Genomic DNA, 16,141 nt, shown 5'->3' with positions numbered 1-16,141 from the left:
GCAATCACTCCACGACCGCGCCGTGCCGCCCGCCGGGCGCTCTCAAGACGACAGCAAGAGCACTCATGCGACCACCTCGTGATGCCCGCCACCCATGTGCGCCCCAATGACGTGCCGCTCGGCTCCGGAAGCCGAAGTCTCGAACACGATCCGCCCCTCGCTCATCACCACGATGCGATCCGCCAGCTCGAGCAGCTCGTCGAGGTCCTCGCTGATGAGCAGAACGGCCCCGCCCTTCTCCCGCACCTGCACGATGCGCGAATGGATCTCCGCGACGGCCGCGAAGTCCAGCCCGAACACCGGGTTCGCCGCGATCAGCACGTTGATGTCGCCCGCCAGCTCGCGCGCCAGCACCGCGCGCTGCACGTTGCCGCCCGAGAGGCTGCGGATAGGCGCCCCCTCGCCCCGCGTCTTCACGCCGTATTCGGTGATCCACTCGCGCGCGCGGCTGCGCCAGTACGGAAAGCTCAGCACGCCGCCGCGCGACAGGGGCGGCTGGTCGAAGTCGCGCAGTGCCATGTTCTCCGCGACGCTGAGATCACCCACGCAGGCGTTGCGCAACGGTTCCTCCGGCAGGCTGCGGACCTTGAGCTCGCGGTTCTCCGCGCGATGCGCGCCGTAGGGCTGCCCCATCACCGTGACCTTGCCCGCCAGACGCGGACGTTGCCCGACGAGAGTCTCCACCAGCTCTCGCTGCCCGTTGCCGGAAACGCCGGCCACGCCGAGGATCTCTCCGGCGCGAACCGACAGGCTCAGCTCGTGCAGCGCCAGCGTGCCGCGATCGCCCTGCGCCTTCAGGCCCTCGACCTTCAGCGCGACCGGCGCGCTGGCAGCCACCGGCTTCCTGTCGACTGGCCTCTGCGCCGGCGACGAGGCGACCTGCTCGCCCCCCATCATGGCCTGCGCCAGTTGCGCCGGGCTGGTGTCGGCCACGCGGCAATGGTGCACCGCCTTGCCGCGCCTGAGCACCGTCACGCTGTCGGCATACGCCATCACCTCGCGGAACTTGTGCGTGATGATGAGCACCGTGCACAGCCCGCTGCGTGCAAACTCGCGCACGTGGCCCAGCACCTCGTCGGCCTCCTGCGGCGTGAGCACGGAGGTCGGTTCGTCGAGGATCAGCAGGCGCGGCTTCAGGTACAGCTGCTTGAGCAGTTCGAGCTTCTGCTTCTCGCCCGCCGCGAGCTCCGAAGGCCGCACGTCGAGATCGAGGCTGAACGGCGTGGTCGCCAGGAACGCCTCCAGCTCCGCGCGCTTGCGCTTCCAGTCGATCAGCGCCGGCGTCTTGCCGCCCGCGAGCAGCAGGTTCTCGGCCACCGTCATGCCCGGCGCCAGCGTGAAGTGCTGGTAGACCATGCCGATGCCCAATGCGCGCGCCACGATCGGGTTGGCAATGTCCTGCTCGCGCCCGTCGATCAGGATGCTGCCCTCCTCCGCGCGCTGGAAGCCGGCCACGCACTTCACCAGCGTGCTCTTGCCCGCGCCGTTCTCGCCGAGCAGCGCGTGCACCGTGCCGGGCTCCGCGCGCATCGTCACGCGATCCATCGCCGTGAAGTCGCCGAAGCGCTTGGTGAGCTCGTAGGTGTCGAGCGCGAGCGCGCCGCTGCCCGCGGGCAGGCCGCCGATGGCGTGAGAAGAAGGCGCGGCGCCCATCGCGGTCAGCCGAGCGCGGCCAGCAGCGCCTGCGAGGTGGCATGCGCGCCGAACACGCCGCCCTGCATGGTGATCATCTTCAGCGCGGCGAGGTGATTGCCATGGTCGGTGGCGGCCGTGCAGTCGGACAGCAGCAGGCACTCGAAGCCCCGGTCGTTGGCATCGCGCATCGTGGTGTGCACGCACACGTCCGTCGTGATGCCCGCGAGGATGATGTTCTCGACGCCGCGCGTGCGCAGGATCAGCTCGAGGTCGGTCGCATAGAACGAGCCCTTGCCGGGCTTGTCGATCACCACCTCGCCCGGCAGCGGCGCCAGCTCGGGAATGATTTCCCAGCCCGGCTCGCCGCGCACCAGGATGCGCCCGCACGGCCCGTCGTCGCCGATGCCCACGCCGTTCGCGCCGATCTGCCGCGAGCGCCAGCGCTTGTTGGCCGGCAGGTCGGCGAGGTCGGGCCGGTGGCCTTCGCGCGTGTGGATGACGTGATAGCCCAGCGGCCGCAGCGCCGCCAGCGTGCGCGCGATCGGCTGGATGGGTGCCTGCACCAGCGACAGGTCGTAGCCCATCACGTCGACATACCCGCCCTTGCCGCAGAAATCGGTCTGCATGTCGATGACGATCAGCGCCGTGTTCTCGGGGCGCATGTTGGCGTTGTAGGGCCAGGCATAAGGCTCGGCGGCGACGGTCTTTGTCGTCATGGCTTTCAGTTCCTTGTCGATGAGAGTTCGCCGGGGCTGCCGGCGGCGGCGCTGCCCGGCCTGCAGGTGAGCACGAGGATCACCAGCGTGAGCACGTAGGGCACGGTGTTGAAGAGGTGGTAGCCCCAGCCGATGCCGATGGACTGCAGCGCCGGCCCGATGGCACCCGCGCCGCCGAAGAGCAGCGCCGCGCCCACGCAGCGCAACGGACTCCAGCGCGCAAAGATCACCAGCGCCACCGCGATCAGCCCCTGGCCGCTGGAGATGCCTTCGTTCCAGCTGCCCGGATAGAACAGCGTGAGCGATGCACCGCCCAGCCCCGCGATGAAGCCGCCGGCGGTGGTGGCCGCGATGCGCAGGCCCGAGACCGAATAGCCGAGCGCGCGCGTGGCCTGAGCCGAATCGCCCGCCATGCGCACCAGCAGCCCGGCGCGCGTGCGCGCGAAACCCCACCACAGCAGCACCGCGAGCGCCACGCCCACGGGCACCAGCGCGTTGAGCTGTAGGGCGGACCGCACCACCGGGTTGTCGCTCCAGAAGCCCAGCGGAATCGCTGGAATCTGCGGCGCCTGCGGCTGGATCAGCGGCTTGCCGAGGTAGAAGGCCAGCCCGGTGCCGAGCAGCATCAGCGCGATGCCGGTCGCCACGTCGTTCACGCGATCGAGCGAGCACAGCAGCCCGTGCAGCAACGCAAGCGCGGCACCGGCCAACGCGCCGATCAGCACGCCGAGCCACGCGGAGTCGGTGAGGTAGGCGCCACCGAAGGCCGCCATTGCAGACAACACCAGCACGCCTTCGAGCCCGAGGTTGATACGGCCGGACTTCTCCGTGAGGCACTCGCCCAGGCTCACGAAGAGGAACGGCGCACCCACGCGCAGCGCACCGCCGACGATGCCGGCGAGCAGCGCGATCCACTGGTCGGCCGTCATGTGTAGCTCCTGGCTTCGGGCAGCATGCGGTCGCCGAACTTCTTCCAGTCGACGGTGCGCAGGCCTTCGCTCGCGAGGATCAGCACGAAGGCGATGCCCTGCAGCACCAGCACCGATGCATCGGGCAACCCGACGCGCCGCTGCAGCAGGCTACCCGCCGCACCGAAGCCGCCGAACAGAATGGCCACCGGCACGATGGCCACAGGGTTGTGCCGCGCGATGAACGACACCAGGATGCCTGCGTAGCCGTAGCCCGCGATCAGCGAAGCGTTCGCGTTTGTGTGCACCGCCGCCACCTCGATGGCGCCCGCCAGCCCGGCGCATGCGCCGCCGAGCCCGCAAGCCGAAAGAATGAGCCGCGTCGCCGGCAGCCCCACGAGCTGCGCGGTACGCGGATTGCCGCCCACCACCCGCACCGAGAAGCCCGAGGCCGTGGCGCGCAGCCACCAGCCGAGCCCCAGGCAGGCCACCACGCCGATCACAAGGCCCCAATGCACGTCGGAGCCGCCGATGCCGCCGATCAGCAGCCCGTCGGCAAGCGCATGGGTCGACGGTTTGTTGAGGCTGGCCGGGTCGCGCAGCGGCCCTTCGACCAGATGCTTGAAGATGCCGATGGCGATGTAGGCCAGCAGCAGGCTGCTGATGGTCTCGTTGATGCCGCGGTACTGGCGCAGCCAGCCCGCGAGCACGATCCACAGCGCACCGGCGACGGCACCCGCGATGCACACGGCCGCCGTGCCGATGGCATTGCCGGGCAGCGGCACTGCGTGCGCCAGCGCCGCGCAGGCCAGCCCGCCCAGAACCAGCGCACCCTCGCCGCCGATGACGATGAGCCCCGCGCGCGCGGGCAGCGCAACGCACAGCGCGGTGAGCATCAGCGGCGCGGCGCGCTGCAACGTGTTCTGCCAGGAGAACCAGTCGCCGAACGCGCCCTTGAACAGCGTGGCCCACACCTCCACCGCGTCGATGCCGGCGAAGGCCACCACCAGCCCGAACAGCAGCAGCGCCGCCGCGATGGCGAACACCGGCAGGGCCAGTTCCTTGAAGAGCGCGGGGCGCAACATGTCGTCGACGGAGTGAAGGTCAGACGCTGCCCACGACGCCTTCGACGAGGTAGTTCATCTTCTCGAGCTCGAGGTCGGTCTGCTTCAGGACCTTGCCCGCGGGCACCACGACCGCGCCCTTGTTGTCCTTGATGCCGTCCTTGAAGATGTCGAAGCTGCCCGCGATCATCTTCGCCTTGATCTCGTCGGCATGCTTCTTCGCGGCGTCGGGCACCATGGGGCCGTAGGCCGACATCTTCACGTAGCCTTCCTTCAGGCCGCCGCGCAGGAAGTTGGGGTGCGGCTTGCCGCTCTGCGCGGCCTCGATGGCGGTCTTGTAGGCGGTGAGCCAGTTCCACTCGGCGCCTGTGAGGTAGGCATTGGGCGCCAGCTTGGCCTGGCTCGCGTGGTAGCCGCAGACCATCTTGCCGCGCTTGGCCGCCGTCTCGACAACCACCTTGGGGCCGTCCACGTGCATGGTGAACACGTCGCAGCCCTGGTCGGCCAGGCTGTTGGTGGCCTCGGCTTCCTTCACCGCCATCGACCAGTCGCCCGTGAAGATCACGCTGCAGGTGATGTTCGGCTTGACCGAGCGCGCGCCGAGCGTGAATGCGTTGATGTTGCGCAGCACCTGCGGAATGGGCTTGGCGGCGACGAAGGCGATCTTGTTGCTCTTCGTCATGTGCGCGGCGATCACGCCGTTGAGATACTGACACTCGTCGATGTAGCCGAAGAAGCTGCCGACGTTCTTCGGGTGCTTGCCCTCGGTCCAGAGCCCGCCGCAGTGCGAGAAGCGCACGTCGGGGTTCTTGGGCGCCACCGCGAGGATGTGGGGGTCGAAGTAGCCGAACGAGGTGGGAAAGAGCAGGCCCGCGCCGTCCTGCGAGATCATGCCGGTCATGGTCTTCTGCACCGCGGCGGTCTCGGGCACGTTCTCTTCTTCCACCACCTTCACGCCGGGCAGCTTCTTGATCTCGGCCGCGGCCATGGCGTGCGCCTGGTTGTAGCCGTAGTCGTCGCGCGCGCCGACGTAGATCACGCCGACGGTGAGCGGCTTGGGCTTGGCTTGCGCGCTGGCGAGTGCGCTCCAGCTCCCCAGGCTGCCGGCCGCGCCCAGCGCGGCAAGGGTCTTGAGCGAATCGCGGCGGTTGAATTGGCTGGTCATGGCTTTCTTCTCCGTTACAGGTTGAGGTGCAAAAAACGTGCCCTTGCCGGGGCTCAGCCGAGCAGGCTCACATGGGCGGCAACGACGCGCCAGCCTTCGGCCGTGCGCATCCAGGTCTGGCTCTGGCGGCCGGTCTGGTTGCTGCCGCTGCCTTCGCGGCGGAACTCGACGTTCGCGGTCGCGAAGTCGCGGCCGTAGGTGGTGATGACGGTGCGAAGCAGCTCGCGCGGCGGGCTCTGCAGGGGCAGCGAGGCGCGGAAGGCGGCGATGTCGGCGTGGCCGTAGTGGTTCTCCGAGAAGCCGTAGCGCAGCGTGTGCGGGCTGTTCCAGAAGAGCTCATCGAGCGTGGCGCGGTCGTTGCCGACCAGCGCCGCTTCGTAGCGTGCGAACACGGCCTGCACTTCAGCCAGCACCTCGGGAATGTTGATCTCGGGCGTCACCGGCGGACCTCGCGCTGGAAGATGTCGAGGCTGAGCTTCTTGGTCGCGACGAAGCTCTCGGTACTCAGCGTCTCGACGGTGCGCGGGCGCGCGTCGCCGTAGCGCAGGATCTCGGCGACTTTGGTGGGCCGCTTGGTGAGCAGCAGCACCTCGTCGGCGAGGTACACGGCCTCCTCGAGGTCGTGCGACACCAACAGCATGGTGGTGCCGGTCTGCATGAACACCTCCTGCAGCTTCTCGCGGATGAAGAGCGTCATCTCGAAGTCGAGCGCCGAGAAGGGCTCGTCGAGAAACAGCACCTCAGGGTTGGGCGCAAGCGCGCGCATGATCGACGCCGTCTGCTGCTGGCCACCCGAGAGCTCGTACGGAAAGCGCTTCAGGTCGAACTTCACGTCGAAGGACGCCACCAGCTCTTCCATGCGCCGGTCGACCTCGGCCTTGCTGCGTCCTTCTAGCTTCAGCGGATAGGCGATGTTGTCGATGGTGCGCATCCACGGGAACATCGCCTCGCGGTAGTTCTGGAACACGTAGCCGATCTTGGTGTCCTTGCGCTGCTTGCCGTCGAACAGGATCTCGCCCGAGTCGATGGGGATGAGCCCCGCGATCATGTTGATGAGCGTGGACTTGCCGCAGCCGTTGGGCCCGAACACCGAGACGATCGCGTGCTTCGGGATGTCGAGGTCGAAGTTCTCGTACAGCGGCCAGCCCGCGAAGTACTTGGTGAGCCCACGGATCGTGATGTGCGTGCCTGCCGGGCCGGGCCTGAAGGCGGGCTTCGGAACGTCGGCGTACACCGGGCCGTTGATGACGATGTCAGTTGAAGCTCGCATGGATGCGCTCCTGTCGGGATCTTTGCGTGAGCTGCCGCGGAACCGGCTTTGCCGGGCCGCAGGCAGCGCCCCCTCGCAGGGGGTTGGCGGCTACGCGTAGCGAGCAAGCCTGGGGGTGGTCCATTACCTTCCGCTCCAGTGCACGATGCGACGCTCGGCGATCAGGAAGAGGATGTTGAGCGCGTAGCCCAGCGCACCTGCTGCGAGGATCGCCGCGTACATGCTCTTCACGTTGAGCACCTGCTGCGCGTCGATGATGCGATGGCCCAGCCCCGTGTCGGAGCCGATGAACATCTCGGCCACGATGACGATCACCAGCGCCATCGACACCGCCGAGCGCAGGCCCACGAAGCTGGGCTGCAGGCTTTCCCACACGAGCACGTCCTTGAAGATCTGCCAGCGCGAGGCGCCCATGACGCGTGCCGCCATCACGCGCTGCTTGCGGGCGTTGATGACGCCGTAGGCGCTGTTGAACACCACGATGAGCAGCGCGCCGAAGGCCGCGATGGCGACCTTGTTGACGTCGCTCACGCCGAAGATCAGCAGGAACAGCGGAATGAGCGCCGACGACGGCGTGGAGCGGAAGAAGTCGATCAGGAACTCCACGCTGCGGTACGCCTTCTCGTTGCTGCCGAGCAGCACGCCCAGCGGCACGCCGACGACCGCCGCGATGACGAAGGCCTGCACGGTGCGCCACACGGTCATGGCGAAGTCGGTGAGCAGCGGGCCGCCGGCCAGGCCGGTGATGAGCGCTGCGATGGTGTCGGCGGGCGTGGGCAGCAAGATCGGCTTGATGAAGCCGAGCCGCACCACCAGGTCCCACACGATGAACAGCGCCACCGGGCCGATGAAGGGCAGCATGCGGTCGCGCAGCGGCGGCTTCGGTGCTGCGGTGGCAGCACTTGCCGGCGGGGTCCACGGCGCGGCCGTGGTCGTGCTTGCTTCGGCCATGGTCGTCAGGCCTTGTAGAGCAGGGTATCCACCGCGACCTTCTTCTCGAAGATGCCTTTCTCGGTGAACAGGTCGTAGAACTTCTGGAAGTACGCGACGTCGCTGGGCTTGAACTCGTTGTAGAGCATGTACGACGCGAGCGGCACCTCGGCCGTGAGCTTGCCTTCGATGGCGGTGTAGCCCTTCATGAACTGCCGCGCCTCGTCGGGCTTGCTGCGCACCAGCTCCACGCCGCGCGCGTAGGCGGCGATGTACTTCTTCGCGATCTCGGGGTTCTTCTTGATGAACTCGCTGGTGAGGCTGGCCGCGCCGCCGTGCCAGGGCGCCATCGGGTCGCCGAGAATGTATTTGGCGACCACGCCGGCCTCGACGACGCGCGTGGTGCCGTTCATGCGGCCCACCGTGCCGGTGGGCTCCAGCGTGTAGCAGGCGTCGACCTGGCCCGCGACCAGCGCAGCCACGTGCTGGCCGATGGGCAGCTCGCTCACGGTCGCGCCCTTGGCGCCCGCGCGCTCCAGCATGGTCTTGCACAGCGTGACGTTCTGGATGCCGGGGCCCGAGGCCACCTTCTTGCCGGCCAGCTCGGCCACGCTCTTCACGGGGCTGTCCTTGGCGACGATGAATTCGTCGAGCACGTACTTCGCGTTGCTCGGGTTGGTGCAGAAGATCTTGAACAGGCCGGGCTGCGCGATCTCGCCGATGGCGAGGTTGGCCGAGCCGGTGCCGTTGGCGCTGCCGTCGCAGCGGCCGGCGAGCATGCCTTCCATCACCTGCTGCGCGCCGGCGAACTTCAGCGGCTCGACTTCGAGGCCGGCCTCCTTGAAGTAGCCCTTGTCGACCGCCGCGAAGAACGGCAGGCCGGCGGCCACCGGCCAGAAGCCGATGCGCAGCTTCGTCGCCGCACCCTGCGCCCGCACGATGGCGGGCGCGGCCAGCACGGCCAGGCCAGCGGCGCCGGCCTGCAGCAGTTGGCGTCGTTGGCGAGCGGCGGGAGAGTTTTCTTGAATGCTCATCGGAACTCCTGATCAGTTGGAACTCGGGGTGGCCAGGCTCGCGACGTAGGCGCGCCAGCCGCCGTGATGGGTCACGTCCTGCGCGCCGGCCAGCACATGGCCTTCGCAGATGAAGCCCTTCACCCAGCTGCCGTCGGCCAGCTCGACGCTGCCCAGCCCCAGCGGCGACGGGATGAGCGCGAGAAAGCTGCCGACCTGGGCGAGCGGCACGGCCCACACCTCGAGCGCGATGGCGGCACCGCCTTCGTCTGCTCCGACGGCCACGCGCCGCAGCCCGGGCTTGGGAGGCACCGTGCCCGGCAATGCATGCAGCCGGTAGAAGGGCGAAGTCGTTGTGGCGCGCAGCAGCGTCGCGCCGCGCTCGGTGAGCTGGCCGTTGAGCGGCATGCCCGAGAGATGCGCGCCGACCACTGCGATGGGCAGCAGGCCGGTGCCCGGCGCGGCGAGCCCCGGAATGGCGCGCGGCGCGGGCAGCGGCTGGCCGGTCGCGCCCTGCGCGAGGCCGGTCGCGTGGTGATAGCGCTGGCCCAGTTCGGCCAGTGCGAGATCGCTGCCGCAGGGGCCGATCAGCGTGATGCCGAAAGGCAGGCCGTCCGCGCGCAGGCTGCTGGGCACAGAGAGCGCGGCGTAGTCGAGCAGGTTGACGAAGTTGGTGTACGCGCCGAGGTTGCGGTTGAGCACGACCGGGTCGGCGCGCATCTGCTCGCGGGTGTAGTGCGTGGGCGCGGTGGGCACGAGCAGCACGTCGATGTCGCGCCACATCGGCTCGACCTTCTGCGCGATGGCGCGCAGCCGCGCCTGGGCCTCGAACACGTCGGCGGCGTCGTATTGGCGCCCGCTCTCGAGGATGCCGCGCACGGGCTCGATCACGTCGTCGGCGTGCGCGTCGAAGAATTCGCGCACCGCGGCGTAGCGCTCGGCGACCAGCGCGCTTTCGTAGAGCATCCCGGCGGCTTCGGCGAGCGGCGCGTAGGCGATGGTGACGGGCGTGCCGCCCATGGCGAGCAGCCGCGCGACCGCTTCGCCGAATGCCTGTTCGGCGGCGGCGTCGCCGAAGAAGCTCAGCCTGTCGGGCACGCCGAAGCGGAAGCGCGCGGGCAGCGGTTCACGGCGCAGGTCGATGTCGCGCGAGTACGGGTCGCGCACGTCGTGGCCGGCGGCGGCGAGCAGCACGTCGACCGCGGTGGCGACGGTGCGCGCGAAGATGGAGACGCAGTCGGCGCTCTGCGCCGCGGGCACCACGCCGAAGGCGCTCAGCAGGCCGCGCGAGGGCTTGAGACCGACGATGTTGTTGAGCCCGGCCGGCACGCGGCCCGAGCCGGCGGTGTCGGTGCCGAACGCGAAGTCGACCTCGCCGCTCGCCACCACGTAGGCCGAGCCCGAACTGGAGCCGCCCGACACGTAGCGCGCGTCGAAGGCGTTGGGCACCTCCCCATACGGAGAACGGGTGCCGTTCAGGCCGCAGGCGAACTGGTCGAGGTTGGTCTTGCCGGCCAGCAATGCACCGGCTTCGAGCAGGCGCTGCACCACGGCCGCATGCGCCACGGGCAGGCGCTCGAAAGCCGGACAGGCGGCCGTGGTGGGCACGCCGGCCACGTCGATGTTGTCCTTGACCGCGAAGCGCAGCCCGGCGAGCGGCAGGGCGAAATCCAGCGCCCCCGCAGCCTGCGCGTGCGCCACGGGCGAGGCGAACCTGGCAATCCAGGCCGCTTCGGGCGATCCGCTCTTCGGGTTTTCTTCATGCACCATCTTCAGGCATCCAAACATGTACACATGTTGTGATGCAAGCGGCGTGCCAGTGACCGCCGGCGCGATGCGACTCACGCGCGGCGCGCGTCAGTCAGAAAAACAGAATGGGGAGTGGAGTTTTCGCGAAACACCGCGGAACCGGCTTTGCCGGGCCGCAGGTGTTGCCCCCGGTAGAGGGAAGGCGTGCGCGACACGAAGTGCGCGCAGCCTGGGGGCGAGCTATTTCTTTGCTTCGCGGTACAGCTTCTCGACCTTCGGCAGGTTCGACTCGAGCTTCGCGATGCGGTCAGGTCCGCTGGGGTGCGTCGAGAGGAAGCTCAGGCCGCCCTGGTTCTTCGAAGCCGTGGCCATCTTCTTCCACAGCGACACCGACGCCTGCGGGTCGTAGCCCGCGCGCGCCGCCAGTTCGAGCCCCACGAGGTCGGCCTCGGACTCGTCGCTGCGACTGAACTTGAGCGTGATGAGCTGCGTGCCGGCACGCGCGGCCAGGTCGCCCACCTGCCCCCATCCGAGCAGTTGCGCGCCGATGGAGAGCGCCGCGCCGGTGCCCGCGCTCTTGGCCATGCGGGCGCGTGCGTGTTCGCGCAGCGCGTGGGCCATCTCGTGGCCCATCACCATCGCGACCTCGTCGTCGGTGAGCTTGAGCTGGTCGAGGATGCCGGTGAAGAAGGCGATCTTGCCGCCGGGCATGCAGAAGGCATTGATCTGCTTGCTGCCGATGAGGTTGACCTCCCACTTCCAGTCGCGGGCGCGCGAATTCCACGGCGTGGCGAAAGGAACGAGGCGCCTGGCGATGGTGCGCAGGCGCTGCAGCTGCGGATTGCTTTCGCCCGCCAGCGCCCCCTTGGCGCGCGCCTGCTCGAGCAGCTGGCCGTACTGCTGCACGCCGGCCGCCTCGATCTGCTCGACCGGCACGATGTTGCGCGCCACCGAAGGCTTGCCCACCTCGACCTGCGCCAGCGCCGGCTTCGCGAGGACCGCGCCGGCGGCGGCCAGCAGGAAGGCCCGCCGGGGATTCCAGGCGGAAGCTGCGGAAGGAGCCGCAAGGGCGAAAACGGGGCGATCGCATCGTGTGCACATAGGAGCGGGATGATAGGAACAAATGAAGACAAGAAGGCGGGAAGCCCGGGGCCTTGCTCATGGACAATCCGGGGCACATGTCCGCCTCGCCCGCAGAAACCCCCACGCCCCCCTCACCGCCCTGGCGCGACGCGCTGAAGGTCTACCTGGAACCCGCCACCCTGCGCATGCTGGCGCTGGGCTTCTCGGCGGGGCTGCCGCTGCTGCTGGTGCTGGGCACGCTGAGCTTCCGGCTGCGCGAAGCGGGCATCGACCGCACCACCATCGGCTACCTGAGCTGGGTCGGGCTGGCCTACGGCTTCAAGTGGGTCTGGGCGCCGCTGGTCGACCGGCTGCCGCTGCCGCCGCTGACCACGCTGCTGGGCCGCCGCCGCGGCTGGCTGCTGCTGGCGCAGTGCATGGTCATCGCCGGGCTGGCGGGCATGGCGGTCAACGACCCGCGCCACGGGCTCACGCCAATGATCTGGTGCGCGCTGCTCGTGGCCTTCGGCTCTGCCACGCAGGACATTGCGCTTGACGCCTTCCGCATCGAATCGGCCGAGCCCCGCAAGCAAGCGGCACTGGCTGCGGCCTACCAGACTGGATATCGACTAGCGATGATCTGGGCCGGCGCCGGGGTTTTGTGGGTAGCCAATGTCGCCGAAGGCCCCGTAGTCGATTCGGTCGCTGCCAACTGCCAAGCCGTGACCGGTGCTGTCGCTGGTGCTATCACCCAGGCGACAACCGCGGCCAATACCTATGCCCAGGGCGCTTGGCGCACCGCGTATCTGGTGATGGCAGGCTCGATGGCTATCGGCGTGTTGACGGTGCTGCTCTCGCCGGAGCCGGCGCGGCGCGAAATGCCCAAGGCCCGAGGCGTTGCTGATTGGCTACGTAGCGCGCTGGTCGAGCCCTTCGCCGATTTCATTCGCCGCTACCGCTGGCATGCAGCCTTGATCTTGGCATTGATCGCCGTTTATCGGATCAGCGACGTGGTGATGGGCATCATGGCGAATCCCTTCTATGTCGATATGTGTTTCACCAAGAACGAAGTAGCCACGATCAGCAAGTCTTTCGGCGTAGCCATGACGCTGGTGGGAGCCTTCGTGGGCGGCGTTCTATCGATGCGCCTGGGTGTAATGCGGGTGTTGATGCTTGGCGCAGTGCTCAGTGCCGCGAGCAACCTGCTCTACGCTTGGCTGGCGACTCGTGGGCACGACACCACTGCGCTGATCGCGGTGGTCTCGGCCGACAACCTGGCCGGCGGCATCGCCTCGGCGGCCTTCATCGCCTACCTGTCGAGCCTCACGAATATCAGCTACTCGGCCACGCAGTACGCCCTGTTCAGCTCGCTGATGCTGCTGCTGCCGAAGTTCCTGGCCGGCTATTCGGGCGCCTTCGTCGACGCCTACGGCTACAGCAGCTTCTTCGTCGGCACCGCGCTGCTGGGCGCGCCGGTGCTGGTGCTGGTGGCGCTGGCCTCGCGGCTGACGACCACAAGCCCCCAGGGCCGTCAATAGGGGTCTACAGGGCCTGCGCCTTATAGGAAACGGCCGACGCTGCACGGGCCGCGCAACTGGTAGGCTGTACCGGTATACATTCGTTTCTTTCAATATCCTTTCTCCGCCGCGCCCTTTCAGGTTTTCCTTTCCGCGCGCCCATCGTCTGCCTGACCGACAGCCCAACACCTCCAAGATCGTGCCGTCCCGAATTTCTCCTCTTCAAATAAGTGCCTACACGGCCACCTGCGCCGTCGGTGTCGGCAAGGAAGCGCTGGCCGACGCTCTGGCGCAGTCGCGCAGCGGGCTGCGCGCCAACGACTTCGGCGACGCGCCGCTGCCCACCTGGATCGGCCGTGTCGAAGGGGTCGAGGACGTCCGGCTGCCCGAGCCGCTCGCGCAATGGGACTGCCGCAACAACCGGCTCGCCTGGATGGGCCTGCAGGCCGACGGCTTCGTCGAGGCGGTGGCCGCGGCGCGCGAGAAGTACGGCGCATCGCGCATCGCGCTGGTGCTGGGCACCTCCACCGCCAGCATCGGCGAGACCGAGCTGGCCTACACCCGGCTCGATGCACAGGGCATGTTCCCGCCCGAGCAGCGCCGCGCCGCGGTGCACACGCCGCATTCGCTGGCCATGTTCGCGCAGCAGCTGCTGGGCATCAGCGGCCCGAGCGAGACCATCTCCACCGCCTGCTCGTCGAGCGCCAAGGTGTTCGCCTCGGCGGAGCGGCTCATTCGCCTGGGCCTGGCCGACGCGGCCGTGGTCGGCGGGGCCGACACGCTGTGCGGCAGCGTGCTGTTCGGCTTCAACTCGCTCGAACTGGTGTCGAGCGAGCCGTGCCGGCCCTTCGACGCCGCACGCAAGGGCATCAGCCTGGGCGAGGCAGCGGGCTTCGCGCTGGTCGAGCGCGTGCAGACGGGCACCGATGCCGCGCCGCTGCACCTGCTGGGCTACGGCGAGGCCAGCGACGCGCACCACATGTCGACGCCGCACCCCGAGGGCCTGGGCGCCGAGCGCGCGCTCGACGAGGCACTGGCGCGCGCGGGCCTCGCCCCCGAGGCCATCGACTACATCAACATGCACGGCACCGCGAGCCAGAAGAACGACGAGGTCGAAGGCGCGCTGGTGGCGCGCCGCTTCCCGGCACGCACGCACGCCAGCTCGACCAAGGGCTTCATGGGCCACACGCTGGGCGCGGCGGGCATCGTCGAGGCCGTCATCAGCCTGCTGGCCATCGAGCGCGGCCTGATGCCGGGCACCGTCAACACCCACACGCTGGACGAAGGCTTCGGCCCGCAGATCCGGCTCGAGCCCGCGCGCGGCGAGGTGCGCTACGCGCTGAGCAACTCCTTCGGCTTCGGCGGCAACAACTGCTCGCTGGTCTTCGGCAAGGCGGCATGAACGACATGAACCAGGCCGCCCCCAAGCCCCCCACCCTCTACATCGAAGGCCCGGCCTTCTGGACTCCCACTCTGCCCGGCTGGGACGCCGCGCGCGCCGCCTTCCGCGGCGAAGGCGCGCTGGCCGATCCGCCCGCGAAGCGCCCGTCGCCGCAGGTGCTGGCCCCGGCCGAGCGCCGCCGCGCGCCCGACACCGTGGCGCTGGCGCTCGAGGTGGCCGCGGCCGCCCTCGCCGGCTCGGGCCGCAACGCGGCCGATGTGCCCTGCGTGTTCACGTCGGCGCACGGCGACCTGTCGATCAACGACTACATGTGCAGCACGCTCGCGAGCGATCCGAAGGGCCTGTCGCCCACCAAGTTCCACAACTCGGTGCACAACGCGGCCGTGGGCTACTGGACCATCGGCACCGGCTGCATGGCGGCCAGCAACGCGGTCTCCGCCTACGAGCACAGCTTCGCGTCCGGCCTGCTGGAGGCCGCGGTGCAATCCGCCTGCGACCAGGAACCGGTGCTGCTGGTGGGCTACGACGCCCCCACGGTAGGCGCGCTGACGTCCGTCACCGACAGCCGCGGCCTGCTCGCGGTGGCGCTGGTGATCGCGAGCGAGCCGAGCGAGCGCACCGTCGCGGCGCTCGACTGGTCGCTGGTCAGCGAAGACGGCACGGCCGCTGCAGCCACGCCGCCGCGCTCCGAAGCCGCGAAGTCGCTGGCCGAGATCAACCCCATGGCCGCGTCGCTGGGGCTGTTCGAATCGCTGGCACATCTCGATGACGGCAATGTCGGCGGCGCGGGCTCGCCGGTCGACCTGCCGCTTTCCGCGTCCCTGTCGCTGCGGCTGCAGTTGCGGCCGCTCGCACGGGGCTGAGCCCACGGCCACTGCGGCCGGCGCTATGCTTTTCGCAGCATCGCCGGTTGACAGGGGTTGCCGAGGTTTACCCAACTTTACGGAGCGTTCAAGCCCTCTTGCTCCCGGTGGACGACCATGAAGCGCATGAGCACCCCCCAACTCCTGATGATCGAAGACGACGCCCGCCTGGCGCAGATGGTGGGCGAATACCTGACGCAGTCGGGCTTCGCGTTCAACCATGCCGGCGACGGCGCCGCCGGGCTCGAGCAGCTGCAGCAGCACGCGCCCGACCTGGTGATCCTCGACCTGATGCTGCCCGACACCGACGGCCTCGAGATCTGCCGCCGCATCCGCGCGCTGCCCGGCCCGCTGTCGAAGGTATCGGTGCTGATGCTCACCGCCAAGGGCGACCCCATGGACCGCATCATCGGCCTGGAGATCGGCGCCGACGACTACCTGCCCAAGCCCTTCGAGCCGCGCGAGCTGCTGGCGCGCATCCGCGCCGTGCTGCGCCGCCGCTCCGAGAGCGCCACCGAGACCGAGGCTTCGTCGGTGATGCGCTTCGGCACGCTGGAGATCGACCGCAACGCGCGCACCGTGTCCGTGGGCGGCGCGATCGCCGACCTCACCTCCTACCAGTTCGACCTGCTGACGGCGATGGCCGAGCGTGCGGGCCGCGTGCTCACGCGCGACCAGATCATGGAAGCCGTGCGCGGCCGCGAGCTGGAAGCCTTCGACCGCTCCATCGACGTGCACATGGGCCGCATCCGCGCCGCCATCGAAGTCGATGCGAAGAACCCCAAGCGCATCCTTACCGTGCGCGGCGTGGGCTACGTCTTCGCCAAGCAGCAAGACTAGAAATGTC

15 protein-coding genes are annotated in these 16,141 nt (G+C 68.9%); 4 read left to right on the top strand and 11 right to left on the bottom strand.

From position 1 onward, the window contains the following. Positions 1-63 precede the first annotated feature (63 nt). From ABL840_RS02145 to ABL840_RS02095, 11 genes are all read right to left on the bottom strand, one after another. Positions 64-1,653, bottom strand: a complete 1,590-nt coding sequence (locus tag ABL840_RS02145) for an ABC transporter ATP-binding protein (RefSeq protein WP_093301316.1) — start codon at positions 1,651-1,653, stop codon at positions 64-66. 5 nt (positions 1,654-1,658) lie between these two features. Beyond that, complete coding sequence (locus tag ABL840_RS02140) at positions 1,659-2,351, bottom strand: cysteine hydrolase family protein (RefSeq protein WP_093206877.1); 693 nt, start codon at positions 2,349-2,351, stop codon at positions 1,659-1,661. A 5-nt stretch (positions 2,352-2,356) separates the two neighbouring features. Continuing rightward, positions 2,357-3,280, bottom strand: coding sequence for an ABC transporter permease (locus ABL840_RS02135; RefSeq protein WP_093301315.1), 924 nt, complete (start codon positions 3,278-3,280; stop codon positions 2,357-2,359). Next, a complete protein-coding gene (locus ABL840_RS02130; protein ID WP_418116177.1) occupies positions 3,277-4,344 on the bottom strand; it encodes an ABC transporter permease in 1,068 nt (355 codons plus the stop codon). The genes ABL840_RS02135 and ABL840_RS02130 overlap by 4 nt, the downstream gene beginning before the upstream one ends. A 19-nt stretch (positions 4,345-4,363) precedes the next feature. Continuing rightward, positions 4,364-5,488, bottom strand: a complete 1,125-nt coding sequence (locus ABL840_RS02125) for a BMP family ABC transporter substrate-binding protein (RefSeq protein ID WP_093301312.1) — start codon at positions 5,486-5,488, stop codon at positions 4,364-4,366. 53 nt (positions 5,489-5,541) lie between these two features. Further along, complete coding sequence (gene hpxZ, locus ABL840_RS02120) at positions 5,542-5,928, bottom strand: oxalurate catabolism protein HpxZ (protein ID WP_093301310.1); 387 nt, start codon at positions 5,926-5,928, stop codon at positions 5,542-5,544. Beyond that, the gene (locus ABL840_RS02115; RefSeq protein ID WP_093301309.1) at positions 5,925-6,758 is read right to left on the bottom strand and encodes an ABC transporter ATP-binding protein; all 834 of its coding nucleotides are present in this window, start codon (positions 6,756-6,758) and stop codon (positions 5,925-5,927) included. The genes hpxZ and ABL840_RS02115 overlap by 4 nt, the downstream gene beginning before the upstream one ends. A gap of 123 nt (positions 6,759-6,881) precedes the next feature. Next, positions 6,882-7,709: an ABC transporter permease gene (locus ABL840_RS02110; protein WP_093301307.1), complete on the bottom strand. Its 828-nt coding sequence runs from the start codon at positions 7,707-7,709 to the stop codon at positions 6,882-6,884. A gap of 5 nt (positions 7,710-7,714) precedes the next feature. Then, a complete protein-coding gene (locus ABL840_RS02105; RefSeq protein ID WP_093301306.1) occupies positions 7,715-8,722 on the bottom strand; it encodes an ABC transporter substrate-binding protein in 1,008 nt (335 codons plus the stop codon). Positions 8,723-8,734: 12 nt separating this feature from the next. Next, the gene (gene atzF, locus ABL840_RS02100) at positions 8,735-10,471 is read right to left on the bottom strand and encodes an allophanate hydrolase (protein ID WP_093301305.1); all 1,737 of its coding nucleotides are present in this window, start codon (positions 10,469-10,471) and stop codon (positions 8,735-8,737) included. A 219-nt stretch (positions 10,472-10,690) separates the two neighbouring features. Then, positions 10,691-11,551 carry a M48 family metallopeptidase gene (locus ABL840_RS02095; protein ID WP_093301303.1) on the bottom strand — a complete coding sequence of 287 codons (861 nt, stop codon included), beginning with the start codon at positions 11,549-11,551 and terminating at the stop codon, positions 10,691-10,693. A gap of 59 nt (positions 11,552-11,610) precedes the next feature. Between ABL840_RS02095 and ABL840_RS02090 the strand changes: the two genes are divergently transcribed. From ABL840_RS02090 to ABL840_RS02075, 4 genes are all read left to right on the top strand, one after another. Beyond that, positions 11,611-13,050, top strand: coding sequence for an AmpG family muropeptide MFS transporter (locus tag ABL840_RS02090; protein ID WP_093301302.1), 1,440 nt, complete (start codon positions 11,611-11,613; stop codon positions 13,048-13,050). Positions 13,051-13,228: 178 nt separating this feature from the next. After that, a complete protein-coding gene (locus ABL840_RS02085) occupies positions 13,229-14,431 on the top strand; it encodes a beta-ketoacyl-[acyl-carrier-protein] synthase family protein (protein WP_176947454.1) in 1,203 nt (400 codons plus the stop codon). Then, positions 14,428-15,294: a beta-ketoacyl synthase chain length factor gene (locus ABL840_RS02080; RefSeq protein ID WP_240652255.1), complete on the top strand. Its 867-nt coding sequence runs from the start codon at positions 14,428-14,430 to the stop codon at positions 15,292-15,294. The genes ABL840_RS02085 and ABL840_RS02080 overlap by 4 nt, the downstream gene beginning before the upstream one ends. A gap of 117 nt (positions 15,295-15,411) precedes the next feature. Next, the gene (locus tag ABL840_RS02075; protein ID WP_093206862.1) at positions 15,412-16,134 is read left to right on the top strand and encodes a response regulator; all 723 of its coding nucleotides are present in this window, start codon (positions 15,412-15,414) and stop codon (positions 16,132-16,134) included. The last annotated feature ends 7 nt before the right edge of the window (positions 16,135-16,141 follow it).

Source organism: Variovorax sp. NFACC27 (genome assembly GCF_048301545.1).
Lineage (GTDB): Bacteria > Pseudomonadota > Gammaproteobacteria > Burkholderiales > Burkholderiaceae_C > Variovorax > Variovorax gossypii.
The sequence above is the reverse complement of the archived record's forward strand: the minus strand, read 5'-3'. Positions and strand labels throughout refer to the sequence as shown.